The organism is Pseudooceanicola sp. (genome assembly GCF_029213205.1).
In the GTDB taxonomy this organism is placed as follows: Bacteria; Pseudomonadota; Alphaproteobacteria; order Rhodobacterales; family Rhodobacteraceae; genus Pseudooceanicola.
Window position 1 is genome coordinate 1 of sequence record NZ_JARGNH010000031.1, and the last position, 25,821, is coordinate 25,821.

At 65.0% G+C, this 25,821-nt stretch carries 26 protein-coding genes; 20 read left to right on the plus strand and 6 right to left on the minus strand.

All coding sequences use genetic code 11. The features are described 5' to 3' along the window. Nucleotides 1-210: 210 nt before the first annotated feature. Both P1U48_RS16200 and P1U48_RS16205 read right to left on the minus strand, forming a co-directional pair. The gene (locus tag P1U48_RS16200) at nucleotides 211-1,578 is read right to left on the minus strand and encodes an ATP-binding protein (RefSeq protein WP_009503872.1); all 1,368 of its coding nucleotides are present in this window, start codon (nucleotides 1,576-1,578) and stop codon (nucleotides 211-213) included. Continuing rightward, nucleotides 1,575-2,234: a response regulator transcription factor gene (locus P1U48_RS16205; protein ID WP_009503873.1), complete on the minus strand. Its 660-nt coding sequence runs from the start codon at nucleotides 2,232-2,234 to the stop codon at nucleotides 1,575-1,577. Before P1U48_RS16205 ends, P1U48_RS16200 begins: the two co-directional genes overlap by 4 nt. Before the next feature lie 145 nt (nucleotides 2,235-2,379). On the opposite strand from P1U48_RS16205, the gene P1U48_RS16210 reads away from it, so the two are divergent. The 8 genes from P1U48_RS16210 to P1U48_RS16245 all read left to right on the plus strand — a co-directional run bounded on the left by P1U48_RS16210 (nucleotide 2,380) and on the right by P1U48_RS16245 (nucleotide 10,899). After that, nucleotides 2,380-2,697 carry a PepSY domain-containing protein gene (locus P1U48_RS16210; RefSeq protein ID WP_009503874.1) on the plus strand — a complete coding sequence of 106 codons (318 nt, stop codon included), beginning with the start codon at nucleotides 2,380-2,382 and terminating at the stop codon, nucleotides 2,695-2,697. Continuing rightward, nucleotides 2,654-4,039 carry a ferredoxin reductase family protein gene (locus tag P1U48_RS16215; RefSeq protein ID WP_108693376.1) on the plus strand — a complete coding sequence of 462 codons (1,386 nt, stop codon included), beginning with the start codon at nucleotides 2,654-2,656 and terminating at the stop codon, nucleotides 4,037-4,039. The genes P1U48_RS16210 and P1U48_RS16215 overlap by 44 nt, the downstream gene beginning before the upstream one ends. A gap of 182 nt (nucleotides 4,040-4,221) precedes the next feature. Beyond that, nucleotides 4,222-4,602 carry a PepSY domain-containing protein gene (locus P1U48_RS16220; RefSeq protein WP_069301737.1) on the plus strand — a complete coding sequence of 127 codons (381 nt, stop codon included), beginning with the start codon at nucleotides 4,222-4,224 and terminating at the stop codon, nucleotides 4,600-4,602. A gap of 35 nt (nucleotides 4,603-4,637) precedes the next feature. Beyond that, nucleotides 4,638-5,108 carry a DUF2271 domain-containing protein gene (locus P1U48_RS16225; protein WP_069301738.1) on the plus strand — a complete coding sequence of 157 codons (471 nt, stop codon included), beginning with the start codon at nucleotides 4,638-4,640 and terminating at the stop codon, nucleotides 5,106-5,108. Between the two features lie 11 nt (nucleotides 5,109-5,119). Further along, a complete protein-coding gene (locus P1U48_RS16230; RefSeq protein ID WP_188792080.1) occupies nucleotides 5,120-7,327 on the plus strand; it encodes a PepSY domain-containing protein in 2,208 nt (735 codons plus the stop codon). Beyond that, complete coding sequence (locus P1U48_RS16235) at nucleotides 7,308-8,288, plus strand: FAD:protein FMN transferase (RefSeq protein WP_226562525.1); 981 nt, start codon at nucleotides 7,308-7,310, stop codon at nucleotides 8,286-8,288. Before P1U48_RS16230 ends, P1U48_RS16235 begins: the two co-directional genes overlap by 20 nt. Before the next feature lie 5 nt (nucleotides 8,289-8,293). Next, nucleotides 8,294-10,201, plus strand: a complete 1,908-nt coding sequence (locus tag P1U48_RS16240; RefSeq protein WP_301070237.1) for a heavy metal translocating P-type ATPase — start codon at nucleotides 8,294-8,296, stop codon at nucleotides 10,199-10,201. After that, on the plus strand, nucleotides 10,198-10,899 hold the full coding sequence (locus P1U48_RS16245; RefSeq protein ID WP_150297411.1) for a VIT family protein: 702 nt from the start codon (nucleotides 10,198-10,200) through the stop codon (nucleotides 10,897-10,899). Before P1U48_RS16240 ends, P1U48_RS16245 begins: the two co-directional genes overlap by 4 nt. A 66-nt stretch (nucleotides 10,900-10,965) precedes the next feature. Here the strand turns inward: P1U48_RS16245 and P1U48_RS16250 are convergent, their stop codons facing one another. After that, nucleotides 10,966-11,502 carry an Lrp/AsnC family transcriptional regulator gene (locus tag P1U48_RS16250; protein WP_301070224.1) on the minus strand — a complete coding sequence of 179 codons (537 nt, stop codon included), beginning with the start codon at nucleotides 11,500-11,502 and terminating at the stop codon, nucleotides 10,966-10,968. Between the two features lie 9 nt (nucleotides 11,503-11,511). Between P1U48_RS16250 and P1U48_RS16255 the strand changes: the two genes are divergently transcribed. The 6 genes from P1U48_RS16255 (at nucleotide 11,512) to cysA (ending at nucleotide 16,014) form a co-directional block, all read left to right on the plus strand. After that, entirely contained in the window at nucleotides 11,512-11,979 is a 468-nt protein-coding gene (locus P1U48_RS16255; protein WP_031322125.1) for an Rrf2 family transcriptional regulator, read from the plus strand. A 180-nt stretch (nucleotides 11,980-12,159) separates the two neighbouring features. Beyond that, complete coding sequence (locus P1U48_RS16260) at nucleotides 12,160-13,347, plus strand: sulfate ABC transporter substrate-binding protein (protein ID WP_301070225.1); 1,188 nt, start codon at nucleotides 12,160-12,162, stop codon at nucleotides 13,345-13,347. Between the two features lie 3 nt (nucleotides 13,348-13,350). Beyond that, nucleotides 13,351-14,190, plus strand: a complete 840-nt coding sequence (cysT, locus tag P1U48_RS16265; RefSeq protein ID WP_301070226.1) for a sulfate ABC transporter permease subunit CysT — start codon at nucleotides 13,351-13,353, stop codon at nucleotides 14,188-14,190. Next, on the plus strand, nucleotides 14,183-14,425 hold the full coding sequence (locus P1U48_RS16270; protein WP_301070227.1) for a hypothetical protein: 243 nt from the start codon (nucleotides 14,183-14,185) through the stop codon (nucleotides 14,423-14,425). Before cysT ends, P1U48_RS16270 begins: the two co-directional genes overlap by 8 nt. Then, nucleotides 14,418-15,281 (plus strand): sulfate ABC transporter permease subunit CysW, encoded by an 864-nt coding sequence (gene cysW / locus P1U48_RS16275; RefSeq protein ID WP_301070228.1) that lies wholly within the window; start codon nucleotides 14,418-14,420, stop codon nucleotides 15,279-15,281. Before P1U48_RS16270 ends, cysW begins: the two co-directional genes overlap by 8 nt. A 13-nt stretch (nucleotides 15,282-15,294) precedes the next feature. After that, entirely contained in the window at nucleotides 15,295-16,014 is a 720-nt protein-coding gene (gene cysA, locus P1U48_RS16280; RefSeq protein ID WP_301070229.1) for a sulfate ABC transporter ATP-binding protein, read from the plus strand. 415 nt (nucleotides 16,015-16,429) lie between these two features. On the opposite strand, the gene P1U48_RS16285 is transcribed toward cysA, so the two are convergent. Beyond that, a complete protein-coding gene (locus P1U48_RS16285; protein WP_301070230.1) occupies nucleotides 16,430-18,205 on the minus strand; it encodes an SLC13 family permease in 1,776 nt (591 codons plus the stop codon). A gap of 136 nt (nucleotides 18,206-18,341) precedes the next feature. Here P1U48_RS16285 and murJ point away from each other — a divergent pair, with 136 nt between their 5' ends. Beyond that, nucleotides 18,342-19,868 (plus strand): murein biosynthesis integral membrane protein MurJ, encoded by a 1,527-nt coding sequence (gene murJ / locus P1U48_RS16290; RefSeq protein WP_301070231.1) that lies wholly within the window; start codon nucleotides 18,342-18,344, stop codon nucleotides 19,866-19,868. Between the two features lie 138 nt (nucleotides 19,869-20,006). On the opposite strand, the gene P1U48_RS16295 is transcribed toward murJ, so the two are convergent. Next, on the minus strand, nucleotides 20,007-20,282 hold the full coding sequence (locus P1U48_RS16295; RefSeq protein ID WP_301070232.1) for an H-NS histone family protein: 276 nt from the start codon (nucleotides 20,280-20,282) through the stop codon (nucleotides 20,007-20,009). Between the two features lie 475 nt (nucleotides 20,283-20,757). Here P1U48_RS16295 and P1U48_RS16300 point away from each other — a divergent pair, with 475 nt between their 5' ends. Then, nucleotides 20,758-21,162 (plus strand): single-stranded DNA-binding protein, encoded by a 405-nt coding sequence (locus P1U48_RS16300; RefSeq protein ID WP_047998258.1) that lies wholly within the window; start codon nucleotides 20,758-20,760, stop codon nucleotides 21,160-21,162. A 48-nt stretch (nucleotides 21,163-21,210) separates the two neighbouring features. Here P1U48_RS16300 and P1U48_RS16305 read toward each other — a convergent pair whose 3' ends face one another. Then, nucleotides 21,211-22,224, minus strand: a complete 1,014-nt coding sequence (locus tag P1U48_RS16305) for an alpha/beta fold hydrolase (RefSeq protein ID WP_301070233.1) — start codon at nucleotides 22,222-22,224, stop codon at nucleotides 21,211-21,213. 141 nt (nucleotides 22,225-22,365) lie between these two features. Here P1U48_RS16305 and P1U48_RS16310 point away from each other — a divergent pair, with 141 nt between their 5' ends. The 4 genes from P1U48_RS16310 (at nucleotide 22,366) to P1U48_RS16325 (ending at nucleotide 25,784) form a co-directional block, all read left to right on the plus strand. Next, nucleotides 22,366-23,415 (plus strand): helix-turn-helix domain-containing protein, encoded by a 1,050-nt coding sequence (locus tag P1U48_RS16310; RefSeq protein ID WP_301070238.1) that lies wholly within the window; start codon nucleotides 22,366-22,368, stop codon nucleotides 23,413-23,415. Nucleotides 23,416-23,490: 75 nt separating this feature from the next. Continuing rightward, complete coding sequence (locus tag P1U48_RS16315) at nucleotides 23,491-24,690, plus strand: DUF932 domain-containing protein (RefSeq protein ID WP_301070234.1); 1,200 nt, start codon at nucleotides 23,491-23,493, stop codon at nucleotides 24,688-24,690. A gap of 127 nt (nucleotides 24,691-24,817) precedes the next feature. Next, nucleotides 24,818-25,258: a DNA repair protein RadC gene (gene radC / locus P1U48_RS16320; protein ID WP_301070235.1), complete on the plus strand. Its 441-nt coding sequence runs from the start codon at nucleotides 24,818-24,820 to the stop codon at nucleotides 25,256-25,258. A gap of 298 nt (nucleotides 25,259-25,556) precedes the next feature. Then, entirely contained in the window at nucleotides 25,557-25,784 is a 228-nt protein-coding gene (locus P1U48_RS16325; protein WP_301070236.1) for a hypothetical protein, read from the plus strand. Nucleotides 25,785-25,821: the final 37 nt, after the last annotated feature.

The window sequence follows — 25,821 nt, forward strand, 5'->3', positions numbered from 1 at the left end:
ATCGTCTCGGAATACGATCCCTTCGGGTGAGGCTTCGGCCTCACTTCCCGAGGGCTTGGCGCAAAAGCGGCTATCGCCGATAGCGGGCCTGCTCTACAGAGCAGTCCTAAGTGCAGAAAAAATATAAGAAAATAGCTCTCCTATAAGAAAGCTTTCCTACGTTTCTGCGATTTTCTTCAAACGATGACGTCGCCGGTGATGCGTCAGACTTCAAGGCCAATGCTCCCGATCTTTCACATGGGCATTTGGAGCATCTGTTGGCAATCTGACGGATGCCTGAAATCCAGAAGTTTCACCGGGACGTGGTGACTGGAGCAAGAGAGAGGTTTCGATCCGTTCTGCGATGGCTGAGACGATAGCGAGGCCAAGCCCGCTACCATCAGTTTTTGCATCTGCCCTCTCGAAGCGCCCTGTCAGGCGTTCGAGTGTTTGGGTTGCTACCGCGGGGCCCTCGTTCGCCACGATCAACTGCCCGTCGCTCGTGAGTGTAACCTCGACTGGGGCATTCTGCGCCCCGTGGCGTAGGGCGTTTTCCACCAGATTCCGGCACAGAATTCCCAATGCGTCGGGGTCGATATCAGACAAGACAGGCGTGTCCGGCAAGTTCAACATAAGGCGCCCGTTCTCTGTGCTGCGCGCAATATCTTCCACCACGACCCGAGTGATGGTTCTGACATCAGCGCTCTGGTCCATCCGAAGTCTACCGCCTTCCGCCCGCGCAAGCTGCAGGAGACGTTCGGACAGCCGAGCGAGACGCTTGAGCGTCGCCTCGATCTCGGCGGCGCGCGCGTCGATGGTCGGATCTTTGGTCTCTGACCGCAGTCGCTGCGCCTGGGCGATAGCGCCCGCCAATGGTGTCCTTAGTTCATGAGCCGCATTGGCTGCAAAACTTCGCTCAGCCTCGAACGCGTCGCGCAACCGAGCCAAAAGGCTGTTCAAGGTTGCAGCCAGCGGTCCGATTTCTGTCGGCAGGTCGGCCGCGGGTACTTCTGACAGGTCGCGCACGCCGCGCGCTTCAAGCCGCGTACGGAACCGATGGAGAGGGGCGAGGCTAAAGCGCACAGCGAGAATAATCGACGCGAGCGCCAACGGCAGCACAACCAGCAGCGGCAGGCCGAGGCTCATCTGGATTTCCCGAGCAACCGAAGCGCGATGCGCCAACGGTTCGGCCACGGTGATGCTGATCGTCCCCTGGAGCGCCGCGTCGCTGTAGAGGCGATGTGTGGCGTTCTGCCCAAATCCCGGACCGTCGTATGGAGGAAACACGGCAGGGTCCGCCGCATGGGATTGCAGCAAAATGCGTCCCTCGGCATCGCGTACGATGTAGGTGAAGAACTCGTCATGCTCCCGGATCGGCGCGAGGCGCTGCGTCACACCCTGATCTTCTCGCCCGACGATGTCGGTCACGGCCAGCGGCAGGATGCGCTCGGCGGTTTCGCGTAGGGCGCTGTCGAAGACCTCATCCATCTCGCCCCGAACGATCACCGCGGTAACCGTGGCGGCGGCGAGCCAGAGGATCGTCAGCACAAGGCCGAGTGACAAGCCGAGCCGTACCTGAAGGCTGGATGGCCACATCATGGCTTGCCCAGCCGGTAACCCATGCCGCGCTCGGTCTCGATGATGGCGCTCCCCAGTTTCTTGCGCAGGCGGCTCACGTGCACCTCGATGGTGTTGCTCTCGACTTCGGCGTCGAAAGCGTAGAGCTTCTCCTCCAACTGCGCCTTGGACAGGAGCTGCCCGGGACGCGCCAGGAAGGCCTCGAAGAGCGCCCATTCCCGCGCCGTCAGCGGCACATGTCTGCCATCCCGATGGACGCTGCGCGCGGCAAGGTCGATGTCGAGCGGTCCGTGGGTCAGGATCGGGTTGGGGTTGCCGCTGTAGCGCCGCGCGACCGATCCGATCCGTGCCGACAGTTCCGACAGGTCGAAGGGCTTCACAAGATAGTCGTCAGCGCCCGCATTGAGGCCTTCGATCCTATCGGACACCTGGTCGAGCGCCGTCAGGATGATGACCGGCGTCACGTCTCCACGCGTCCTGAGGCCCTTGAGGAACCCGATACCACGTCCGTCTGGCAGCATGAGGTCGAGCAGGAGCAGGTCGTAGGAGGTTGCGCTCATCGCGTCTGCCGCCGCGTCTAGCCGCGTGACCCAGTCTACTGACTGGCCATCAGCTGCGATCTGGTCGCGCACGGCAGCGCCAAGAGTCGTGTCGTCCTCGATCAGCAATATGCGCATGGTCGTACCCGTCCTTTCCTGATGTCCCTCCATGATCCGTCTGGCTGACACGAAGCTGAAGCTTGTGGGTCGAGCCCCTTCAGGCTGCCGTCAGCTTCGCGGCGCATGAATGGCATCAAGAGGCGAGCCACTAGGAGTGTGCCCCATGAAGAAGACATTGACAATTATCGGCTTTCTCGCGGTCTTTCCGGTCGGCGCGGCGCTGGCTGACGACGATTGCTTCGTGCCGATGGCCGACTGGCAGCCGCGCGATGCTGTTGCCATGCTGGCTGAGGAAAATGGTTGGACGGTGCGCCGGATCAAGATCGATGACGGCTGCTACGAGATCGATGGGAGGGATGCCGAGGGGCGTGCGATCGAGGTGACTGTCCACCCGGCCACGCTGGAGATAATCGAGTTCGAATACGAGGACGACGAGGATGATCGCCGCGAGCGGGATCACGAGAGACGCGACGATGACTGATGCAGCGCGTCGCGACGGTAATGTCCCGGTGCCGGGCCTGCCGCCACTCTCCCGGCTTTCCCTAAACTCTCCTCTAGCTCTGACGGGCCCGGTGCTGGTTGCGTTGCCATGCCTGCTGGCGGCACTGATCGGGTTCAACACCTATGCGCCCTATGGCGCGGATGCAGCACTTGGCATTGCCGTCGGGGCCGCGGCAGTTGTCGCGATGGCACAGACCCTGATCCTCGCCGCACGGCCGCCGCTGGTGGAACCATTGTTCGGCGGTCTCGATCGCATGTACCGTTTCCACAAGTGGCTTGGTATTTCCGCAATGGTCCTGATGATCCTGCACCAGCAGATCGAGCCGGATTTCGAGCGTTTGGTGCGTGAAACCTCCCTTGGTGAACTTGGTGAAGAGGCGGGCGAACTTGCCTTCAACGCGCTTCTCGCCCTGGTTGCTGTCAGCTGGTTCCGGAGATTGCCCTTCACCCCACTGGAAATCCCCTATCAGATCTGGCGGTTCAGCCATCGTTTCATGGGGGCCCTTTTTGCAATCGTGGTCTTTCACCAGTTCTTCGTCGACCTGCCGACAGAGGTAGATCCATCGCTCTCGGTGCTTCTAAACACATTTGGCATCGCGGGAGTAATCGCGTGGATATTCACCGAGCTGGTCGCCCCGTACCTGCGGCGTAGAGAATTCACCGTCACAGAGATCAGCCAGACCAAGGACACCACCACGCTAACCCTCCGCCCCGAGGGGCGGGCCATGCGGTGGCGGCCGGGGCAATTCGCCTTCTTCCGCGCGCCAGAGGCAGGACTGTCCGAGCCGCACCCCTTCACGATCGCCAGCGCCCCGCGCCCTGACGGCACCCTGACGTTCTCCATCCGGGGCTTGGGTGGCTGGACACGAAGCCTGCCCGCCATCTTGCGGACCGGAACGCGCGTGCAGGTCGAAGGGCCATATGGACGGTTCAATTTCCGCAAGGGCGGTGCGCGCCAGATATGGCTGGCGGGCGGCATCGGTATCACGCCGTTCCTCGCCTGGGCCGAAAGCCTGAGCGAAGCGGATAGCCGCGACATTCACCTCATCCACTGCGTTCGGACACAAGAGGAGGCGATTGGGGTAGAGACGCTGCGCGCTGCGGCTGCCCGCAACCCGAGGTTCAGTTTCGAGGTGGTCGTTACGACGCGCGATGGCAGGCTCACGGCCGAGCGCCTGATTGGCGCGGTCCCTTTCGCGATCCGGCAAGCCGATTTGTGGTTCTGCGGCCCAACCGGTCTGAAGGACGGGATTCTCAAGGGCTTGAAAGCACAAGGCCAAACGCCTCGCCGTGTCCGCTTCGAGCAGTTCGAATTCACCTGAACGCGGGGCAGGGCGCATAGCCATGCCAGCCCTGTAGCCTGCGCTCGCATCTTTTTTTGGCCCCGCCCTCATCGGCGGGGCCATTTTCCTGACGGCAAGCTGAAGCAGGAATCGCTGGGGCGTCAGGATGCCCTCAGGTCGGGGTGCCAGATTGGTCTCATCAAACGAAAGGACCCCTTGCCATGAAAAAGACTCTGACCGCCCTTGCCCTGATCGCACTTTTGCCCGCCGGCGCTGCGCTGGCCGACGACGATGATTGCAATGCGCCCCGTGACCAGTGGCAGCCGCGCGAGGCCGCCATGCAGATGGCCGAACAGAACGGTTGGACGGTGCGCGACTTCGAGATCGACGACGGCTGCTACGAAATCCAAGGCCGAGACCAGGATGGCCGCGAGATCGAGGTGAAGCTCGATCCGGCGACGCTGCAGATCGTCGAGATGGACTACGAGGATGATGACGACGACCGCGGTGGCGCCCGCAATCCCGCGCCCGCTGGAACGGTCGCTCCTCCGCAGAACGGCCTCTTCGGAAACGGCGCCCCTCCGCAGGTTCAGGTGAACTGAACAGCTCCGAAGCACCCTGAACAAGGATCATTCCCATGAAATCACTTCTCGCAACGCTCGCGCTGACCACCGCACTCACGCTTCCCGGCCTCGCTATGGCACGGCCCGTGACGCTCACAACCACCCTCAACAACTATGGCGGCGACGGCGCTTACCTCGCGCTTTACGTTACCGACGCCTCGGGCGCCTATGTCGGCAGTCTCTGGATGGCTGGTGGCAAGTCCAAGTACTACGAGCATCTGAGCGATTGGTACCGTGCCACGGGCGGCGATACCGCGCAGGTAAACGGTATCACCGGCGCCAGCGTCGGCGCGGGCCGCAGTCTCGAGATCACGCTCGATCTGGCCGATGCGCTGTTCGATGCGGGCTACACGCTTCACATAGACGCGGCGGTCGAGGATATGCGCGACAGCCCGAACGAGGTGGCCGTGCCGCTGACGACGGCGGGCGCGGGTACGCCGGTGACCGGCCGGCGCTACATCGCCAACTTCTCCTACGACATGTGAGGGGCAGGGCCATGATCCGTACACTCCATCGCTGGCCGGGTCTACTGGCACTCGCGCTCGTCACGATCCTGAGCCTGAGCGGCGCTGCGCTCTCGGTCTTTCCGGCAGTCGAGCGCATCACCGCGCCGCAGGTGGAGACTGGTCAGACAGTCGCCACCCTCGCGGACCGCATCCAGGCCGTCTATCCGGGCGTCGAGCAGATCCGGCGGTCGCCCTCCGGTCGGATCACCGCCTATTGGTTCGATCAGGGCGCGCCGGGTGCTGCCGTGATCGACCCGGCGACGGGCGCGGGCGTTGCCTCGGCCGACCCGAACCAGGCCCTTCGCTGGCTCACCAACTTTCATCGCTCGCTCTTCCTCGGGGATGGCGGGCGCATCGCCATGGCCGCCGGGGCCGCGGCGATGCTGGTCCTCTCGCTCTCGGGTGCTATGCTGGTCGCGCGACGGGCGGGCGGATGGCGGCACTGGTTCGCGTCCTTGCGCGGTCCGTTCGCGGGCAGGCTGCATGTCGAGATCGCCCGGATCGCCGTCATCGGCCTCGTTCTGTCCTCCACCACCGCCCTCTGGATGACAGCCTCCACCTTCGATCTTTTGCCGGACGGTGGCGTCCTGCCGACTGATCCCACCGAAGTGAGCGGAGAGATTGGGTTCGCTCTCGATCAGATGGCCACGCTGCTGCAGACGCCCGTCGCCGAGCTGCGCGAACTGAGCTTTCCCTATCCCGGCGATGCGACGGACGTGTTCACACTGAAGACCGACCGGGGCACCGGCTATCTTGACCAGGGAACCGGCGCGCTCGTGGCATGGGCCGACCTGACCGGGTGGGAGCGCGTCTCGGAAACCATTTACATGCTGCACACGGGGCAGGGGGCCGCGACGCTCGGCCTTGTGCTCGGGATGATGGCGCTCGGAGTGCCGGCGATGGGCGTGACCGGCGTCCTGATCTGGTTTGCCGGGCGGCGCGGGCGGCCGCGCATCCGCGGCAACCAGCCCGCGGGCCGTGCCGAGACGATCCTTCTTGTCGGCAGCGAGGGTGGCAGCACCTGGGGCTTCGCCGCGACCCTGCATGCCTCGCTGACGGCAGCGGGGCAGGGCGTCCATGTTGGCCCGATGTCGGGCTTCGCGCCAGAGCGCTACGCCCGAGCCGAGCGCATCATCGTGCTCGCCGCGACCTATGGCGACGGGGCTGCGCCGGCCTCGGCGAAGGGCTTCCTCGACCGGTTGAACGCCCTCGACGGAGCGCCGGATATTCCCATGGCTGTGCTTGGTTTCGGAGATCGGAGTTTTCCGGCCTATTGCGCCTTTGCCAAGGACGTTGCGGCAGCAGCGCAAGCGAAGGACTGGCCGGAGCTTCTGCCGCTTGACGCAATCGACCGCCAGTCCCCGCAGGATTTCGCGCGCTGGGGCCGCGCTCTTGGCGAGGCGCTTAGCATCTCTCTCGAGCTTTCTCACCAGCCCGTCTCGCCGCGCACCGAAACATTGACCCTCGTCTCGCGGCGCAACTACGGGGCCGAGATGCAGGCGGGGGCCGCGATCCTGCGCTTCGCCTTGCCGCGCGCGACGCTGTGGCAGCGGCTGACCGGGGCGGGTTTCGCACGGTTTCAGGCGGGCGACCTGATCGGTGTCCTGCCGCAGGGCAGCGCCGTGCCACGTCTCTACTCGCTGGCCTCGGGTCGCCGCGACGGCTTCGTGGAGATCGTTGTGCGCAAGCATCCGGGCGGGCTGGCCTCGGGCCAGCTGACCGCCTTGGAGCCGGGCGCTAGGGTCACGGCCTTCCTGCGCCGCAATCCCGGCTTTCACGCCGACCGCGGTCGCACCCCGCTGATCCTGATCGGGGCGGGCACCGGCATCGGGCCGCTGGCGGGCTTCATCCGCGGCAATGCGCGGCACAGGCCCGTGCACCTGTTTTTCGGGATGCGGCATGCGGACAGCGATTTCTTCTATGGCGAAGAGATGCCCGGCTGGCAGGCTGAGGGGCGGTTGACCCGGCTTGTCACCGCCGTCTCGCGCGGCGCGCGGCGCAGTTATGTGCAGGACGCCTTGCGCGCCGACGCGGCGCAGGTGGCCCGGCTTATCTGCGACGGGGCGCGTGTGATGGTCTGCGGCGGGCGCGACATGGCCACGGGCGTGAGCGATGCGTTGGCCGAGATCCTCGCACCTGCCGGGCTTACGCCCGCAGTCCTAAAGGCAGAGGGGCGGTATGTCGAAGATGTCTACTGAGCGCGCGCGCATCGCCCTGAACGGCCCCACCATGGGCACGCGCTGGTCGGCGCTGTTCTTCGCGGATCGGGGCCGCGACACGGATGCAATCCGTGCCGCCCTTCAGGCGGCTGTCGACGAGGTGGACAAGCAGATGTCGACGTGGAACGCGGAGAGCGCGCTCATGCGGATCAATGCGGCGCCGGTGGACGATTGGGTGGTGGTGCCGGAGCAACTGCGGGCGGTCCTGCGCCTCGGGCTCGAGATCGGGCGCGCCTCGGGCGGGGCCTTCGATATCGGCATGGGCGATGCGGTGACGGCCTGGGGTTTCGGGCCCGGGGCCGCCGCGCCCGAGGGTATCCGCGCCGTGATGGACGCCCCCCGCCGCCCGGCGCAGGAGGTGCTGGAGATCGAGGGGATGCAGTTGCGCAAGACCGCGCCCATTGCGCTGGATCTGAACGGCATCGCCAAGGGCTATGGCGTCGACCGGCTCGCCGAGACCTTGCGCGATCATGGGATTGCCGACGCCCTTGTCGGCATCGACGGTGAGATGCGTGCCATGGGCCTGCGCCCCGATGGCGAGGCATGGATCATCGCGGTAGAAGCGCCGGACCCTGATCGCCGGACGCCGCATTCGGTTCTGGCGCTGCAGGACGCCGCCGTGGCGACCTCCGGTGACTACCGCCATTGGGTCGAGGTTCAGGGGCGCCGCCTGTCGCATACCATGGATCCGAGACGTGGCGCGCCGCTGATCGCCTCTCCGGCCTCCGTCACCGTGGTGGCCCGCACCTGTGCCGAGGCCGATGCTTGGGCGACGGCGCTCATGGTGCTCGGTGCGGAGAGGGGTGCGGACCTCGCGAGACAACGTGGACTCGACGCCCTGTTTCTTCTGCGCGATGATGAAGGCAATGCAATGGGCGTGGGAGTCGGGCGTCTTTTTTCCGAAGAACCAGCGGCAATCGCCTCAGCCGGGGGAAGATGAGCCGCATGGAACAGACCCGTACCGATCGCTTCAAGACCGCACTCCTGCTGATGGCCGCAACCGGGCTGATCGTGGGACTCGCATTCTACCTTGCGGGCCAACCAGAGATCGCGAACCTGATCTGGATTGCAGGAGTTGTTCCCGCGCTCGCAGCGCTTGTGGTCGAAATCGTCCGGAGCATTGGGCGCGGCGAGGTGGGCCTCGATATCGTCGCCGCGCTCTCCATGACCGCGGCGCTCGTCTTCGGCGAGACGCTCGCAGCGGCGGTCGTTGCGGTGATGTATTCGGGCGGCACCTTCCTCGAAGCCTTCGCAGAGGGCCGCGCCCGTCGGTCGATGCAGGACCTCCTGTCCCGCGTGCCCCGGACCGCGACCCGGCACCGCAACGGTGCGCTGGAGGAGGTGCCGCTCGACGAACTCGCCCCCGGTGATCGCCTGCTGATCCGGCAGGGCGACGTGGTGCCGGTAGACGGCACAGTGGCCTCCGACACGGCCTTCCTCGACACCTCGGCGCTGACCGGCGAGTCCCTGCCAGTCCGGCTGGCGCGCGGGGCCGACGCCATGAGCGGCTCGACCAATGCGGGCGAGGCCTTCGACCTGACGGCGACGCGCGAAGCCAAGGACAGCACCTATGCCGGGATCGTTCGCCTGGTCGAGGAAGCGCAGGCCTCCAAAGCGCCGATGTCCCGGCTGGCGGACCGCTGGTCGCTGGGGTTTCTGGCCGTCACCGTCAGCATCGCCCTTGCGGCCTGGTGGTTCACCGGCGATCCGATCCGCGCGGTCGCCGTGCTGGTGGTCGCCACGCCCTGTCCGCTGATCCTTGCCGTGCCGGTCGCGCTGGTGGCGGGTCTCTCGCGTGCGGCGCATTTTGGCGTGCTGATCAAGGGCGCAGGGCCGCTCGAGACGATGGCGCGGATCCGCACGCTGATCCTCGACAAAACGGGGACGCTGACCGACGGTCGGCCGCAGATCGTCTCGATCGATAGTCACGACGGCATGGTCGAGGGCGACATCCTGCGCTTCGCTGCTGCGCTCGATCAGGCCTCCAAGCACCCTGTTGCGCAGGCCATTGTCGCGGCCGGGAAGGCGCGCGGCTTCTCGTTGCCCGTGCCATCCGAGGTTGCCGAGTTTCCGGGTGAAGGGGTCATGGGTCATGTCGAGGGCCACAGCGTGATCGTCGGTGGTGACGGTTTCGTTGTGTCCCGCGTTGGGCAGAGGGCGGGCGATCACCCCGCCAAGGGCGCCGGATCGGTCCTTGTCGCAGTGGCAGTTGACGGTCACATGGCCGGGCATCTGGTGATGTCTGACCCGTTGCGAGAGGGCGCGGGGGCGATGCTGGACGGTCTGCGCCGTCAAGGGATCGTGCGCATCCTTCTGGCTACTGGCGACCGCGCGGACGTGGCCGAGCGCGTGACCGAGGGGCTGGGCCTCGACGGGCTGCGGGCCGGTCTGACGCCGGATCAAAAGGTGTTGCTGGTGCTTTCCGAGCGTAAACACGGGCCGGTGATGATGGTGGGTGATGGTGTCAACGACGCGCCCGCCCTGGCCGCAGCCGATGTAGGCGTGGCAATGGGGGCACGGGGCGCCGCGGCCTCGGCCGAGGCCGCCGACGTGGTGCTGCTCGTCGACCGGATCGACCGGCTGGGGCCCGGCATCGAGATCGCGCGCGCCTCCCGCCGGATCGCAGTCGAAAGCGTTGTCGCCGGGATCGGCCTGTCTGTCATGGGCATGATCGCGGCCGCTTTCGGCTACCTCACGCCGGTTCAGGGCGCGCTTCTGCAAGAAGTGATCGACGTTGCCGTGATCCTGAACGCCCTGCGCGCGCTGCGCATCGCGCCGCAGGAGCCAGCTACGGGCAAATCCCAGGCCATCATGTCAGAGCAAGCAGACATCGTTCAAGGAGCCAAGCCATGAGCCGCCTCTCACATTCTGAAATCCATATGGTGCATCGCATCGGCTGGTTGCGGGCCGCCGTTCTCGGAGCCAACGATGGTCTTGTCTCGACCGCGAGCCTCGTCGTCGGCGTCGCGGCCGCAGGCTCCGGCAAGCCCGAGGTCATGATCGCCGGGCTGGCCGGGCTTATGGCTGGCGCGATGTCGATGGCGGCGGGGGAGTATGTCTCGGTCAGCTCGCAAACTGACGCCGAACAGGCGGACCTCGCCCGAGAGAGCCGTGAACTCGAGGAAACGCCCGAGGCCGAGCTCGAGGAACTAACCCTGATTTATGTTGAAAGGGGGCTGGACCGCGACCTGGCGAAAAAGGTTGCCGTGCAACTGACTGAACGCGACGCGCTCGGATCGCATGCGCGCGACGAGCTCGGCATTTCGGAAACCGTTACCGCCCGCCCTATCCAGGCGGCTCTGGTGTCCGCACTGACCTTCGCAGTTGGGGCCGTGCTACCCCTGATCGTCGTGCTGCTGGTCTCGGAGGCGCAGATCGCTTCCCTGGTGGCGGGATCGACGATCCTCGGCCTTGCGGTTCTTGGCGGATTGGGCGCTTCGGCCGGCGGCGCAGGCGTCGTCCGTGGGGCCGCGCGGGTCACGCTATGGGGAGCGCTTGCAATGGCGGCGACAGCCGGGGTCGGTGCGCTGTTCGGGGTCGCCGTAGGCTAGGGGTCAATGGGGTGTAAACGTGTTGCGAGGCCACGGACACTCCTGGTGTGCAACAAGGTCATGGTCCTAGTTCGGACTTGGAAACAGCCCCGACAACGGCAGCGCCGTGCTGGCTTTCATCTGTTCGAGGGCGAAAACCGAACTCACGCTCCGCAACCTGATGCTTGATGTCAGGTTGTCGTAGAATGCGTCGAATGCCGACATGTCGGGTACGACCACTCGCAGCATGAAGTCATGGGTTCCGGCGAGACGATAGATGTCGCGAACCGGCTCGAGCGTCTCGGTGACGGCAAGGAATTCTGTGCGCCATTCTGCCGTGTGCTCCACTGCTTCCACCATCACGAAGGCCGTCAGCGAAAGCCCAAGCGCGTCAGGGTTCAGCAAGGCCACGCGGGCGCGGATGACTCCAGCCTCTTCATGCTTCTGGATGCGCTTCCAGCAGGGCGTCTGCGACAGACCAACCTGGTCGGCGATACGGGCGACCGGAACGGTCGCATCCCGCTGCAGGATGTCGAGGATCTTTATCGTGTTTATGTGTTCGCCCTCGCTTTGTGCACAAAACCTGATAATGTTGATCTTGTTAGTCGCAGTTTTGAGAGCCACACACGACCGATGATCACCCACAAGACCAAGTACGCGCTCAAAGCCCTCATGGTGCTCGCCGATGAAAAGGCTGGTGAAGGCACAGCCCTGCGCATCGAGGAGATCGCGGAACGCTCCGGCGCGCCGAAACGGTTCCTCGAGCACATCTTGCTCGATCTCAAGCGCGCCGGGCTGATCGGGAGCCGCCGGGGTCGCAAGGGCGGATACGAGATGATCAAGGAACCCAGACGCGTCTCGCTGGCCGAAGTGCTGCGCCTGATCGACGGCCCGATGGCCCCGCTGCCTTGCCTGTCGCGCAAAGCTTACCAGCGCTGCGAGGATTGCACCGACGAACAGACCTGCCGGGTGCGCGCTGTCTTCGGAGGCTTCTACGCCACCTACATCCTGATGATCGAATCGCTCACGGTCGCAGATCTCCAGAAGGATGCGCGGCCCTTGGAAAGCTTCGGCTTGCCGGAACCCGCTGCCGGAGAATGATCTTCTAAAATCACGACCAAAAAGAGCGTGATTCTTCCTTTGCTAATCACGATTAAGTCTGTCGTTATTTAGGTGTCAGGCGGCGCTGGTGGCGTGTTCGAGGCAGGGATGATCCCTCCCGGACCGCTTCCCCGCCGACCTGGCACCAGAGTTCGACAGGGATCAGCAAAAGGACAGGCCATGTATCGCACCATCCAGATCGGCGGGCACGCGCTCGCCCAGGGCATCTTCCTCCGAAGTCTCGGCGATGGCCGGATTGAAATCGACGCAGGCCATGCGCGCCTGTCGGGGCATCCAGTCGCGACCCCAAGGTCGAGCGAGACGGTCAGTTTTCACTCTGCGTTCCGCAAGGCCCTGACCGGCGGTCATCTGCGCGGCGGTCTGCTGGCAGGTTTGACGGGTCTTGTACTCGCCTTTGGCGGCACGACCCCCGCGGCAGCGCAGGACAGTGTCGAGATCCTCAACGTCTCCTACGATCCGACCCGGGAATTCTATCGGGAGTACAACGACCTCTTCAACGCGTGGTGGACGGCGCAGGGGAACGCGCCCGTCACGATCCGGCAATCCCATGGTGGTGCCGGCGCACAGGCGCGGGCGGTGATCGACGGGCTGGAGGCGACCGTCGTGACGTTGGCCTTGTCGGCGGATATCGACGCGATTTCGGAACGCACGGGTCTCTTCCCGGCCGACTGGCAGTCTCGCCTCCCGCACAATTCTTCGCCCTATACTTCGACCATCGTGTTCCTGGTGCGCGAGGGCAATCCGCGCGGGATCGAGGATTGGGACGATCTGGTGGCTGATGGCGTGCAGGTGATCACGCCGAACCCCAAGACGTCGGGCGGGGCACGGTGGAACTTCCTCGCCGCCTGGGCCTATGCCGAACGGAACGACCTGGATCCGGCCGAGTTCGTCGGCGCAATGTATCGGAACGTGCCGGTGCTCGACACCGGGGCGCGCGGGTCGACCACGACCTTCACCCAGCGTGGCATCGGCGACGTGCTGCTGGCCTGGGAGAACGAAGCCTTCCTCGCGCTGGCGGAACTGGGCGAGGATGCCTTCGACATCGTCGTGCCTTCGGTCTCGATCCTGGCCGAGCCGCCGGTGACGCTGGTGGATGGCAACATCACGTCCGACGCACAGCGGGCGGCGGCCGAGGCCTATCTTCAGCATCTCTACAGCCCCGAGGCGCAGGCGCTCGCACTCAGCCACTACTACCGGGCGTGGGACACCTCGCTTGCGGCACCCGAGGATGCGGCGCGGTTTCCCGAACTCGACCTTGTCACCATCGCGGATTTCGGCGGCTGGCCGGTCGTGCAGCCCGAATACTTCGGCGACGGCGGCATCTTCGACCAGATCTACGAGGAGTAAGACATGAGGGCGGGTATTCTCCGCTCGCCCTCACCCCTTCCGGGGTTTGGGCTGAGCTTCGGGATCATGATGACGGTTCTGTCCATCGTGGTCCTGCTTCCCATCGGGGCGCTTTTGGGCCGTGGCCTAATGATCGGTCCGGCCGATCTGTGGGACATGGTCAATTCGCGCCGCATCTGGTCGGCACTGACCTTGTCCTTCCGCGCCGCACTCATCGCGTCGCTGTTCAACCTCGTCTTCGGGCTCATGCTGGCCTGGGTTCTGGTGCGCTACCGCTTCTGGGGCCGGCGCTTCATCGACGCGGCGGTGGACCTGCCTTTCGCGCTGCCGACCGCCGTGGCGGGGATCGCGCTGACGGCACTCTACGCGCCGAACGGCGTGTTCGGGCAGGCGCTGGCCCCCTTGGGCCTTCAGGTCGCCTATACGGAAATCGGCATCTGGGTCGCGCTCGTCTTCATCGGGCTGCCCTTCGTGGTGCGCACCGTCCAGCCGGTCATCGAGGAGCTGGAGGCGGATCTAGAGGAGGTCAGCGCCACGCTGGGGGCCCGCCGTGCCTATACGCTGCGCCGGGTGATCCTGCCCACGCTGACGCCCGCGCTGCTGACGGGCTTCGCGCTCGCGCTGGCGCGGTCGGTCGGTGAATACGGCTCGGTCATCTTCATCGCGGGCAACATCCCGAACCTGACCGAGATCGCGCCGCTGCTGATCGTGATCCGGCTTGAAGAATACAATTACGACGCCGCAGCCGCGATCGGCATCGCCATGCTGGTCATCTCCTTCGCGATGCTGCTTGCCATCAACGCCATCCAGACCTGGAGCAGACGGAGGATCGGACTTGTCTGACATGCACATCAACCGCCCCCGACACGATGATTACGCGCACGAAGGCTCGGGCATGGCCGCTGTGGCGCTCGGCATGATGTCGGCGCTGCCGCTGATCGGGGCCGCGATCCTGACCGGCAAACCTATTTGGTCCGTCCTGGTCCTGTGGTTTGTCGGCGGGCCCGTGCTGGCGCTGATCTTCGCCCTGCTGCCGTTTCTGACGCCGCGACCGAACAGGAGGGAGCGGCATGTCTGACATCGCTCTGACACCCCCCGTGCCGGTCACCACAGAAGCGCCATTGATCCGCGCCCTGCTGATCGGCGTGGCCCTGATCTTCGTGGCGCTCTTCCTCTTCGCGCCGCTTGTAACTGTCTTCGTCGAGGCGCTGCGGCAAGGCTGGGTCGCCGCTATCGACGCGCTGCGCCTGCCCGACGCGCAGGCCGCGATCCGCATGACCTTGACCATCGCGGCCATCGCCGTGCCGATCAACGCCGCCTTTGGCATCGCGGCGGCCTGGGCGATCACCAAGTTCGACTTTCCGGGCAAGGCGTTTCTGATCACGCTGATCGACCTGCCCTTTTCGGTCTCGCCGGTCGTGGCGGGGCTGATGCTGGTGCTGCTCTTCGGGGCGAATTCCACGCTGGGCGGCTGGCTCATCGCTAATGACATGCCGATCGTCTTCGCCTTTCCGGGGATCGTGCTGGCCACGCTCTTCGTCACCTTTCCCTTCGTCGCGCGCGAGTTGATCCCGGTGATGATCGAACAGGGCCGGGCCGAGGAGGAAGCCGCGCTGACGCTCGGGGCCTCGGGCTGGCGCATCTTCTTCACCGTCACCCTGCCCAATATCCGCTGGGCGCTGCTTTACGGCGTGCTCCTGTGCAACGCGCGCGCCATGGGCGAGTTTGGCGCCGTCGCCGTCGTCTCGGGCAAAATCCGGGGCGAGACGGCGACCATGCCCACGATGGTCGAGATGTTCTACAACGAATACCTCGCGGTCGCGGCCTTCACCTTGGCCGCCGTGTTGGCGATGCTGGCGCTTCTGACCCTTCTGCTGAAATCCCTGCTCGAATGGCGCCATGCGGACCTGCTGGCTGCCACGCGGCGTCATTGAGAAAGGAAACGACATGAATATCGAGATCGAAGAACTGGCCAAGGAATTCGGCACCACGCGCGCGCTGCATCCGGTGTCGCTGTCCATCCCCTCGGGCGCGCTGGTGGCGCTGCTCGGGCCCTCCGGATCGGGCAAGACCACGCTGTTGCGCGTCCTCGGGGGCCTCGAATTCCCGACCTCGGGCCGCGTGCTCTTTGGCGGGCAGGATGCCACTGGCCTGTCGGTGCAGGAACGCCGCGCGGGCTTCGTGTTCCAGTCCTATGCGCTCTTCAAACACATGACGGTGTTTGAGAACATCGCCTACGGTTTGCGCGCCCGACCGCGCAAGGAGCGCCCGGCCGAGGCGGAAATCGGCCGCCGGGTCAACAAGCTGCTGGACCTGATCCAGTTGCCCGATATCGGCACACGCTACCCCAACCAGCTTTCCGGTGGTCAGCGGCAGCGTGTGGCCCTGGCCCGCGCGTTGGCGATCGAACCACGGATGCTGCTGCTTGATGAACCCTTCGGCGCGCTTGACGCGAAGGTCCGTAAGGAACTGCGCCATGGCCTGCGCGAGATTCACGACCGCACGGGCCTTACGACTGTCTTCGTAACGCATGACCAGGGGGAGGCGATGGAACTGGCCGACCTCGTCGTTGTCATGTCGATGGGCCGTATCGAGCAGGTGGGCAAACCTGCCGAAATCCGCGCGAAGCCCGCGACCGACTTCGTGCGGTCGTTCACCGCAGCGTGAGCTCGCCATGGTCGGCGATGGAATGCAGTGGCAGTGGATGATCCGGGCTCTCTCCCGTATCACAACAACGGCGCCGACCCGGCGGGCCCAGCCGTTCCTTCCAGAGCGGTGGGTCCGCAATGCCCAAGCACTTGGGTGGTATGTCCGGCTGGCTGGCCCCCGCTACTTCATCATGTGGCGCAATCGTCTCTCGCCCGACACGGCGCCTCGGATCCTCGTTCTGCCGCATCGAGATTGCGGTCTGTCATCTATGGAGTACCAAGCAGTCCTCGTCGATCTTGCCGGCCGCGCTCGCCTCCCGGTGGCCCCTGAATGGATCAAAGGCCCGGGGCAACTCTACTGGCTCGAGCGCGCGGAGCGCCGCCTCGTCGAGAGGATCGCGCCGATATCGGCGCGAATGTCATGATGAAGTGTTTCAGAACGGGAAGAAGATCGGAATGATCACCACCGCGACCACGGCGAAGATCACGTTCAGCGGCAGGCCCACCTTGATGAAGTCGGTGAACTTGTAGCCACCCGCCCCGTAGACGAACGTGTTGGTCTGGTACCCGATAGGGGTCGCGAAGCTGGCCGAGGCCGCGAACATCACAGCCATGATGAAGGGGCGCGGGTCGAAGCCCAGTTCGATGGCCAACGCGATGACGATCGGCCCGATCAGCACCGCGACCGCGTTGTTCGAAACCATCTCGGTCAGCGCGCTGGTTAGAACGTAGACGGCGGCGAGGATAGCAATTGGCCCGATCCCGCCCACGGCCCCCACCACCGCCTCGACAATCACGCGGGCGGTGCCAGTTTCCTCCATGCCAAGGGACAGACCAAGCATCCCGAAGATCAGGAACAGGATGCGCCAGTCAATAGCGTCGAACGCCTCCTCGGGGTCGACGCAACGGGTCATCATCACCACGACAGCTCCGATTACCGCAAGGCCCGCGATGGGCATGACGTTCAGCGCGGCCAGCCCCATCACACCGAAGATCGTGGCGATGGCGATGGGTGCCTTGGCACGACGCTGCGGACGTTCGGTCGGAGTCGACAGGTTGACGATACCGCCATCCTCCATCATCCGTTGAAGTCCCTCGGGCGGGCCCTCGAGCAGCAACGTGTCAGCGAACTGCAGGCGCAGGTCCTGCAATTCCTGGCTGATGTTCTGTTCCTGTCGATGTACGGCCATGAGGTAGACGCCGTACTTCCGACGCAGCTTAAGGTCCTTGATCGGCCGCCCGCGCAGGTGCGAGTTCGGTCCGACACTGGCCTCCATCGTGATGGTCTGGTCGGCGGTCACCGGCTCGACATCGTGATCTTCGCGATCCCGAAATGCGATCTGCCCGTCTTCCTTTAGCCCGAGTATCTCACCCGTGCCGGTCTTGAGGACCAGACGGTCTCCGGCTTCAAGGACCAGAACGTTCATCGTGCGGCGCATCGACACCTCGCCGCGGACCACGTCGAGGATGCGCGTCTCGGTGGTGTTGAAGGGTAGATCGGCAAGCTGCTTACCGACGTATTTGGACCCGTTCGGAATAAGAAGGCGCGCAAGGAACCGACGCTTGCCCTCCTGTCCGAGAAGGCTCGACAGAGAGGCACGGTCGGGCAACAGGTAGCGTCCGGCGAACATCATGTACGCCATGCCCACGGCCGCCAGGATCAGCCCGGGCAGCGTCATCTCGAACATAGTGATGGGGGGTTGTCCGGCCTCCTGCGCCACGCCGCTCATCAGGATGTTGGTAGAGGTGCCGACCAGCGTCAGCGTGCCGCCAAAGATTGCGGCAAAGGACAAAGGGATCAACATGCGTGAGGGTGCCACGCCCACCGAAGCCGCGACCGAGATCATGATCGGCGTCAGGAGGATCACCACGGGCGTGTTGTTCATGAAGGCGGAAGCGCCCATCGTGCCGACCATCATCAGCAGCATTGCCCGCAGGAACGAACCGCGCGCCTGTTGTTTCAGAACGTCGCCGATGATCGTCAGCACACCCGTCCGCTCCAGTGCGGCCGATATGATGAACATCATCGCGATGGTGATGGGGGCCGAAGAGCTGAACACAGTCAGGAAATCCCGCGTCTCGACAATTCCCGTCGCCAGGAGCGCCGCCGAGGCGGCGAGCGCCGTGACCTCGGGTGGGTAAATCTCCCGGATGAAGCTCAGGAAGACGACGCCGACGAGCGCGAGAACGAAGATCTGGTCAAGACTCATGGGCGGGTACTCTCTCAAGGCAGTGGCACTTTCCCACAATAAACGATAAAGCTACTCGTGTTTTCAATCGCAATCTGTCTGGATGGCCCGAAACCGACGGGACGCGGCAGATCGCTCCTCGGGATCAGCCGTTCACATGCTGCGCAAGCTAGGCACCGTCTCAGGCCTCACCCTGGTCAGTCGCATCCTCGGCTTCCTGCGCGATGTCGTGCTGGCCGCAACGCTGGGTGCCGGGCCGGTGGCGGATGCCTTCATGCTGGCTTTTCGCCTGCCGAACCATTTTCGCGCGATCCTGGCCGAGGGTGCGTTCAACGCCGCTTTCCTGCCGACATGGGCTGCGGCCGACGCAGGCGGGCGCGACAGCACGCGCCTCGGCGCGGAGACTCTCGGCTGGCTCACGCTCGCCAACCTTGTGCTTCTGGCGCTGGCGCTTGGTGCGACCGGCTGGATGCTGGCCGTGCTTGCGCCGGGCCTGTCGCCCGCCGACGAGACCTGGCCGCTCGTCGTCACGCTTACGCGGATCACGTTTCCCTACCTGCTCTGCATGTCGCTGGTGGCCTTCCTCGCGGCCCTGCTGAACGGGCGCGACCGCTTCGCCGCACCGGCCGCTGCCCCGATCCTGCTCAACCTGTTCATGATCGGCGCGCTGCTTATGGCCGCGCAGTTCCCGAGCGCCGCCCATGCCGCCGCCTGGGGCGTGATGGCATCAGGCGTGGCGCAGGTTGCGTTGCTGGTCGTAGCAGCGTGGCGCGCGGGCCTGCCCCTGCCGCGTCCCCGGCTGGGCCTGTCGCCCGATTCAAGGCAGGTGTTCCGCCGCCTCGGTCCCGCGATCCTGACCTCGGGCGCGCTGCAGGTCGCGATCTTCGCCGACACGATCATCGCCACGTTCCTGCCGGCCGGATCACTCTCGCACCTCTACTACGCCGACCGGCTCTACCAACTGCCCATCGGCCTGATCGGTGTTGCGCTCGGAACGGTCATCCTGCCCGACATCGGGCGCCGCGCGGGCCTCGGTGACGAGGTCGGCATGCGCCGCGTGCTCGACCGGGCGCTCGTGATCTGTCTTGTCGTGGGGGTGCCGGTCGCGGTGATCATGGCGACCCTGGGCGACTGGGCCATCCGCATCCTGTTCGTTCGCGGCGCCTTCGATCTTGCGGCGGCGGAAGCATCGGGGGCCATCCTCGCCGCTTACGCCCTTGGTCTGGTTCCGGCACTCGCGCTGCGCTCCCTCGTCGCCGGATTCCACGGGCGTGGGGATACCCGAACTCCGCTTCGCCTGCTCGTTGCGGCAACGCTCGTCAACATCGCACTGAAGATCGTGCTTGCCCCGATGCTCGGCGCGGTCGGGCTTGCCCTTGCGACATCAGTGGGCATCACGGTCTATGCGACGCTGCTCTACCGGGAAAACCGGGTCCGCGGTTTCCTCACGGGGCCCGCGCCGATCCCGGCGGGCGCACTCGTCGCAACGGGGGTCGGATTGGGCCTGTTTGTCTTGTGGTCACGCGATGCCGTCCTGCGCGCCATCGAGTATCTGACTCCAGGTCTTGCATTGCCGGTCGCATTTCTGATGCTGATGATCGCCATCCTGGCGGTTCAGGGATCAGTGAGCGCTCTGGTTATCGGGCGCCGCACGATTGAAAAAATGGGCGCACCGGAGGAATAGCTGCGATACTCCCGTTTTCGAACTCGCCCAAAATCGAAGTATGCGCGAAATATTCAGCGCTCATCTTCCACACAGCGCAAAAAATCATGCGGACCAGTTCACAGGTCAAACCCATAGCCGTGACCGCTCCAATCCGATTTATTGATTGATGGCTAAATCCCCTGTCGTCTTCCCAGCAGCTAGCGCCTCTACGAACCACTGCGGTTTACGCCCACGACCGGACCAGGTGAGCGACGGGTTCTCAGGATGCCGGTATTTCGCCGCGGCAGGCATCCGCGTGGTTTTCACCTCAGTGCCGACAAGCTCGGCCAGAGAGTAGCCTAGATCCCGGGCGAGAGCTTCGACCTTGGTGCGGGCTTCCGCCTTCTGTCGATCCTCAAAGGTGGCAATCGCCTTGACGATGTCCTTCTGCATTTTCTTCAGCTCGCTGAGCGACAGCGCCTCGAGATCGTATCAGCCATACTATGCCTCGTGTCCTGAATGTTCCGGTATCGATAGCCCGCCGGGGCAGGGCCCCGCAACTCCCGCCAGGCAGGGCGAGGGGTGGCGGGAGCCGGTGATCGTCATTTTCGCCGCCAGTGGGGTGCTGGGCTTGGGTTCAGGCGGTTCCGGTTGGCAAGATGACAGGGTTTGGCATGGGCTCCCCGCGCCTCACTGTCTCCTGGGCCATCCCTTCGACTGGCAATCCCCTAATCCCGTTCGGGTTCTCGCGCGCAACCCCGCGTCAGTCCGGGCCGAGTTGGCCGCCTGTGGCGTCCTGCCCGCTCCACCCCGGTCCTCTGGGGGTTTCCGGCGTCCATGCTGTCCACCGTGCACGCGTCACCCGACGGGCTTTGTCCGGGTCTTGTCGAAGGGACGGTCCCGAAGACAGGAAACACAGGAGCTAATCATGCAGAACATCGTCATCCTCGCCGGCAACATCGGTCAGAAACCCGAAACCCGCACCACCCAGGGCGGCACCAACATCACCAACTTCAGCCTCGCCACCTCTCGCCCCCGCCTCTCGGAAGGTCGCGTCCTGCGCGACGAGAACGGCTACCGGGTCATGGACACGGAATGGCACCGCATCACCTGCTTCAACGGTCTCGGCAAGACGGTCGCGGAGCATTGCGAAAAGGGCATGAAGGTCCTCGTCCACGGCCGCATCCACTACAGCAAGTGGATCGACAGCATGGGGAACGACCGCTACGGCTGCGAGATCATCGCCGAGAAGGTCGACTTCCTGAGCCGCCCGAAGTCGGCCGAGAACGAAAACCCCGAGCTGGTCGACCGCGACGACGAGATCCCGTTCTGAGAACGGGGTCTCCCCCTCGGGCCCGGCGGGGAAACCCGCCGGGTTCACTTACAGGCCAAGGCCCTCGGCGATGGTATCCACGATCGCTGCATGAACCGCTTCCCGCTCCGTGCCCGGAGGGTCGGTGCAGACCGGGTCATCCTGTTCCGCCTCGAGGATTGCTACGCCGTCAGGCTGGCAGAGCGGCATCGCGGTGAAGTGGAAGGCCGGGGCAAGCTGCAAGGCCCGGGCATCGGGGACCAGGGCAGCAAGACCGCTTTCGGTGAAATTTGTAACAGACATCTGCGTCTTGCGGTCGCCCAGGCCGATCAGCACAGCCTCCGGCAAAAGACCAGCCACGTCTGCCGACTCAAGGCCCCAGACGAAACCGGGGTCGATGGCCACCACCGAGGTCACACGCGGATCGGCGTAGCTCGCGTTCCACAGGCCCGGGTCCTGCCGCTGCATCCCGACGCGGTCGGACAGTAGCATGTCGCAGGCCTCCATCGTCTCGATGTGGGTGGTGCAGGCCGCGACGATCCCGTCAAGGTTGCCAGTCACGCCCCCCAGCGACAGCGCTGTCCAGCCGCCAAAGGAGAACCCGGCCGCCATCACCCGCGTCAGGTCAAGATGGGGGCCAAGGTCCGGGTCATCCGTCAGCACGTCCAGCGCCCGCGACAGGTCGGCCGCGCGGGTCCAGTGCTGCACGCCGCGTGCCATGTCATGATCGCCCCAGGTCGAGCCCGGGTGGTTCACCATCACCACGATGGCGCCCCGCTCGGCCAGCGCCGAGGCGAGCCAGGCCTGCGCCCGGTCGGTGCCGCCCATGCCGTGGCTGAACAGCACGACGGGATGCATGCCTGCTGCCGGTTCGGCATCGCTAAAGGCCTCTACCCCGCGAAAGACGGGGTTCTCGGCATAGACGGTCTCGGTGCCGCCCGTCGCGCGGGGATACCAGATCGCTACACGGGTTTCGACGTCGTGATGGGGCATCTCGATCTGGGCGATCTTCAGGCCGGCACCTTCGGCAAGGGCTCCGCTGGCGAGGGTGGAAAGGGTAAGCGCAAGGACGGTGGTCTTCATCTCGGGTCTCCGATCCGGGGTTTCAGGTGACCCTTGCCTCGCCCGAAACCGCCACAGCCCGCGTCCTATATCCGGATACAGGTCGCCACGATCCGGATTTGGGACTAGGCGTGGGCTGTTCCCAAGCGCCGTGACTCGTTGATGCCCACCCTTCCCATCCCAGTTTTCGTATCTTTCCTGCTGGCCTTTGCCTGTCTGCGCCTGTGTGTGGAACAGCGGCGGCTGAGCATCCTCGGGCTGCTTCTGGCACTGTGTGCGGCCCAGTCGTTCATCATCGCGCTGGCCCAGCACTACATGGTGCCGGGTCTACGATGGGTGCAGCCTGTCAGCGCCGCCCTTGTGCCGCCAATTGCCTGGCTTGCCTATGTCATCACGGCCCTGCGGCCAGCGGCGCGTGGTGATCTGCTGCACGGCCTTGTTCCGCTGACGGCCCTGGCGGCGCTGCTGGTGGCGCCCGCATTCCTTGACGTGCTGCTGCCTGCGGCTTTCGTAGGCTATGGCGTCGCGATCCTGATGCAGGCCCTGCGGGGTGCCGACGCGCAGCCCCAGGCGATCTTGGCGCATGACAACCTGCCTGCGCGCATCTGGCTGGTGATCGGCGCGGCGCTGGTTGCATCGGCGCTGAGCGATGTGCTGATCGTGCTCGCGCAGGCCACCGGCCGGGCCGAAGCGCGCGGCTGGATCATCACCGTCTTTTCGGTCGGCAACCTGCTGCTGATCGGCCTGTTCGCGCTGTCCCCATATCTGCGGGCAGAACCGCCGGACGCGGAAGGGCCCGATGAGGAAACCCCCGAGCCGGATATCGAGCTATGGGAGCGGCTGCAGGCCTTCATGGCGCGGGAAAGGCCCTACCTCGATCCGAACCTGACGCTCGCGCAACTTGCCCGGAAACTGCATGTGCCGGCCAAGGCGCTGTCGGCCACGATCAACCGTTCAACCGGCGAGAACGTCTCGCGTTTTGTGAACGCCGAACGCATCCGTCATGCACAGTCCCTCCTCCTGCGCGGCCAGACGGTGACCGAGGCGATGCTGGCCTCAGGGTTCAACACCAAGTCGAACTTCAACCGCGAGTTCCTGCGCGTCGCCGGTGCCAGTCCAAGCGATTGGCTAAAGACCAGTGGCACGATCGCCGAGGTGAACACTTCGCAGTTTCTGGCCTTGGCGACCGAGCAAATAGCCCCGCGAGAGTAAGAGGAGTGCCGGTTTCCCGGTGACGGGTTGAGGGTTGGGAGAGTGGCTCCCGGCGCCCGTCGCGGGAGATAGCCGATGGGCGTTGTGGAAGTTCTGGATCCAGGTCAGCCGGCTCGGGCTGGTGGCTGGAAAGTGGATGTGAGCCGTGGTGAGCGGAACGGGCGGGTGTCGTCCGAATGGTTCAACCGGCCGGATGACGAGCGGTATCTGTCGCTCGATGATCTCTGGGCCAATGTGAAAGGCCGGTCGGAGCGCAGCCGCAGCCGCGTGGTACAGACGGCGGATATCCGGGTCGAGGCTGCGCGCGACAACCCCGAGCGGTTGCACTTGATGCTGCCGAAGGCACAAGAACCGGTCGCGCCGACGCATTGGGCGTTTGGCCAGCTTGCCAGCATCGTTGGCGCGCCGGCGTCCTACCTGCGGCAGTTGCCGGCGCCGCTTGCGGGGATCAATCTGCAGTATGGCCTGACCAATCATCGCGCCGAGCAGGTGAAGACTTTTGAGACTGAAGATGGCCGAGCTGAACTGCGCGCGGTGACCGGCCCCGACTATGGCCGCATCCACGATTTCGAACTGGTCGAGGCGGTGCAGCGCATCGCGGGCAATGGCACGGGCGACACGCGGTGGAAGGTGCCGGGCGTGCTGGACTGGTCGACAGGGGTCTACAACCCCGATGTCGAGATCAGCCGCGACACGACCACCCTTTATGCCTCGGACCGCGATGTCTTCCTGTTCCTGGTCGATGATCGCAACCCGATCGAGGCGGGCAAGTTGCCCGACGGCTCCCCCGATCTCTACTTCCGGGGCTTTTACTGCTGGAATTCGGAGGTGGGCGCCAAGACCCTCGGCATGGCGAGCTTCTACCTGCGGGCCGTGTGCCAGAACCGCAACCTTTGGGGCGTCGAGGATTTCCAGGAGATCCGCATCCGCCACTCGAAGTACGCCGCTTCCCGCTTTGCCCATGAGGCCGCGCCCGCGTTGACGCGCTTCGCCAATTCCTCGCCGCAGGGGTTCGTGAACGGCATCAAGGCCGCGCGGCAGCAGGTCGTGGCGCGCAGCGATGAGGATCGCGCGGATTTTCTGCGCAAGCGCGGATTCTCAAAAGCTGAATCCGGCAAGATCATCGAGAAGGTGCTGATGGAAGAGGGCCGCCCGCCCGAGAGCATCTTCGACTTCGTGCAGGGCATCACGCGGCTGGCGCGCGACAAGACCCAGCAGGATGCGCGGCTCGACATGGAGGGGCGCGCCAAGAAGCTCCTCGACCGGGTCAGCTGACCAAGCACCCATGCAGCGATCGCCCGACACCGGGGCGGTCGCTGCAGCTATTTCTCAACATGCACGCCGTTGGCTTTGCCCGGAAAGGGCAGGGGGCTTCGGCGTGCGCATTTCAGCGAGACCCCCCATGACACCCCAGGAAGAAACCGTCATTCTCGAGGCCCGTGATATCCTCGGCCGCTACCTCAGCCAGAACCCGGTCATTGGCAGCTGGCAGGCGCTGATGGACTACTGCGCGCTGACCGTCCGCGGCCCAGTCGAGCGCTTCCACGTCCTCTACCTCGACCGAAAGAACCGCATCATCTCCGATGAGCTTCTCTCGACCGGTACGGTCGACCATGTCCCCGTCTATCCGCGCGAGGTGATCAAGCGGGCACTGATGCTGAACGCCAGTGCTCTGATCTTGATCCACAACCACCCGTCCGGCGATCCGACGCCATCGGAGGCCGATCTGAGCATGACCAAGGAGATCCAGAAGGGGTGCAAGTACCTCGGCCTGACGCTGCATGACCACATCATCGTCGGTGCCGGGCAGGAGCTGAGCCTGCGGGCCCTCGGCAAGCTCTGATCGTGGCACCAGACCTGCTGCCATCGCCCCTTCGAGGAAGAGGGCGGCGGTTTGGTCTTTGACGGATGAGGCGGGGAGAGTGGCTTCCCGCGCCGTTGGAGACATTGCCATGTTTGACCTTCCCCTGCCGATCCAACCGAGCCCGCGCCCGATGGGCCCCGTCCCAAATGGCCCAGCTGTCGCTCCTGATCCCAGCCTGCCTTTCGCGCTGACGCGGATGCACCGGACGCCTGCAGCCCTGCTGTCGGGCACCGCTGCCCCCGTGGTCGTTGAGCGTTTTGCGACCTTGGCTGATGCCATGCAAGGGGCGTTTGAGCTTGCCGAGGACAACGGCTCCGATGCAGCGCCGCAGCTTCTGGCTATCCTTGATTACGACCAGCGCTTGGTTCTTGCCGGGGCCGCAAGTCATGGCGCTGTGGCTTGGTGCCACCCTGTCGCCAATGCCCTTGAGGCGCGGGCCGTCGTGACCGAGGCGGTTCAACTTCGCGCCCAGGCTGGCCGCGCCATTGATTGGAGGGTACCGTAAAGTGTGGGGCAATTATGCAGCCATTTCGGTTTCGGAC

Coding starts and splice junctions, on each gene's coding strand:
- P1U48_RS16200 (WP_009503872.1), bottom strand. CDS start 1,578: ATGATGTGGCCATCCAGCCTTCAGGTACGGCTCGGCTTGTCACTCGGC.
- P1U48_RS16205 (WP_009503873.1), bottom strand. CDS start 2,234: ATGCGCATATTGCTGATCGAGGACGACACGACTCTTGGCGCTGCCGTG.
- P1U48_RS16210 (WP_009503874.1), top strand. CDS start 2,380: ATGAAGAAGACATTGACAATTATCGGCTTTCTCGCGGTCTTTCCGGTC.
- P1U48_RS16215 (WP_108693376.1), top strand. CDS start 2,654: ATGATCGCCGCGAGCGGGATCACGAGAGACGCGACGATGACTGATGCA.
- P1U48_RS16220 (WP_069301737.1), top strand. CDS start 4,222: ATGAAAAAGACTCTGACCGCCCTTGCCCTGATCGCACTTTTGCCCGCC.
- P1U48_RS16225 (WP_069301738.1), top strand. CDS start 4,638: ATGAAATCACTTCTCGCAACGCTCGCGCTGACCACCGCACTCACGCTT.
- P1U48_RS16230 (WP_188792080.1), top strand. CDS start 5,120: ATGATCCGTACACTCCATCGCTGGCCGGGTCTACTGGCACTCGCGCTC.
- P1U48_RS16235 (WP_226562525.1), top strand. CDS start 7,308: ATGTCGAAGATGTCTACTGAGCGCGCGCGCATCGCCCTGAACGGCCCC.
- P1U48_RS16240 (WP_301070237.1), top strand. CDS start 8,294: ATGGAACAGACCCGTACCGATCGCTTCAAGACCGCACTCCTGCTGATG.
- P1U48_RS16245 (WP_150297411.1), top strand. CDS start 10,198: ATGAGCCGCCTCTCACATTCTGAAATCCATATGGTGCATCGCATCGGC.
- P1U48_RS16255 (WP_031322125.1), top strand. CDS start 11,512: ATGATCACCCACAAGACCAAGTACGCGCTCAAAGCCCTCATGGTGCTC.
- P1U48_RS16260 (WP_301070225.1), top strand. CDS start 12,160: ATGTATCGCACCATCCAGATCGGCGGGCACGCGCTCGCCCAGGGCATC.
- cysT (WP_301070226.1), top strand. CDS start 13,351: ATGAGGGCGGGTATTCTCCGCTCGCCCTCACCCCTTCCGGGGTTTGGG.
- cysW (WP_301070228.1), top strand. CDS start 14,418: ATGTCTGACATCGCTCTGACACCCCCCGTGCCGGTCACCACAGAAGCG.
- cysA (WP_301070229.1), top strand. CDS start 15,295: ATGAATATCGAGATCGAAGAACTGGCCAAGGAATTCGGCACCACGCGC.
- P1U48_RS16285 (WP_301070230.1), bottom strand. CDS start 18,205: ATGAGTCTTGACCAGATCTTCGTTCTCGCGCTCGTCGGCGTCGTCTTC.
- murJ (WP_301070231.1), top strand. CDS start 18,342: ATGCTGCGCAAGCTAGGCACCGTCTCAGGCCTCACCCTGGTCAGTCGC.
- P1U48_RS16295 (WP_301070232.1), bottom strand. CDS start 20,282: ATGCAGAAGGACATCGTCAAGGCGATTGCCACCTTTGAGGATCGACAG.
- P1U48_RS16300 (WP_047998258.1), top strand. CDS start 20,758: ATGCAGAACATCGTCATCCTCGCCGGCAACATCGGTCAGAAACCCGAA.
- P1U48_RS16305 (WP_301070233.1), bottom strand. CDS start 22,224: ATGAAGACCACCGTCCTTGCGCTTACCCTTTCCACCCTCGCCAGCGGA.
- P1U48_RS16310 (WP_301070238.1), top strand. CDS start 22,366: ATGCCCACCCTTCCCATCCCAGTTTTCGTATCTTTCCTGCTGGCCTTT.
- P1U48_RS16315 (WP_301070234.1), top strand. CDS start 23,491: ATGGGCGTTGTGGAAGTTCTGGATCCAGGTCAGCCGGCTCGGGCTGGT.
- radC (WP_301070235.1), top strand. CDS start 24,818: ATGACACCCCAGGAAGAAACCGTCATTCTCGAGGCCCGTGATATCCTC.
- P1U48_RS16325 (WP_301070236.1), top strand. CDS start 25,557: ATGCAAGGGGCGTTTGAGCTTGCCGAGGACAACGGCTCCGATGCAGCG.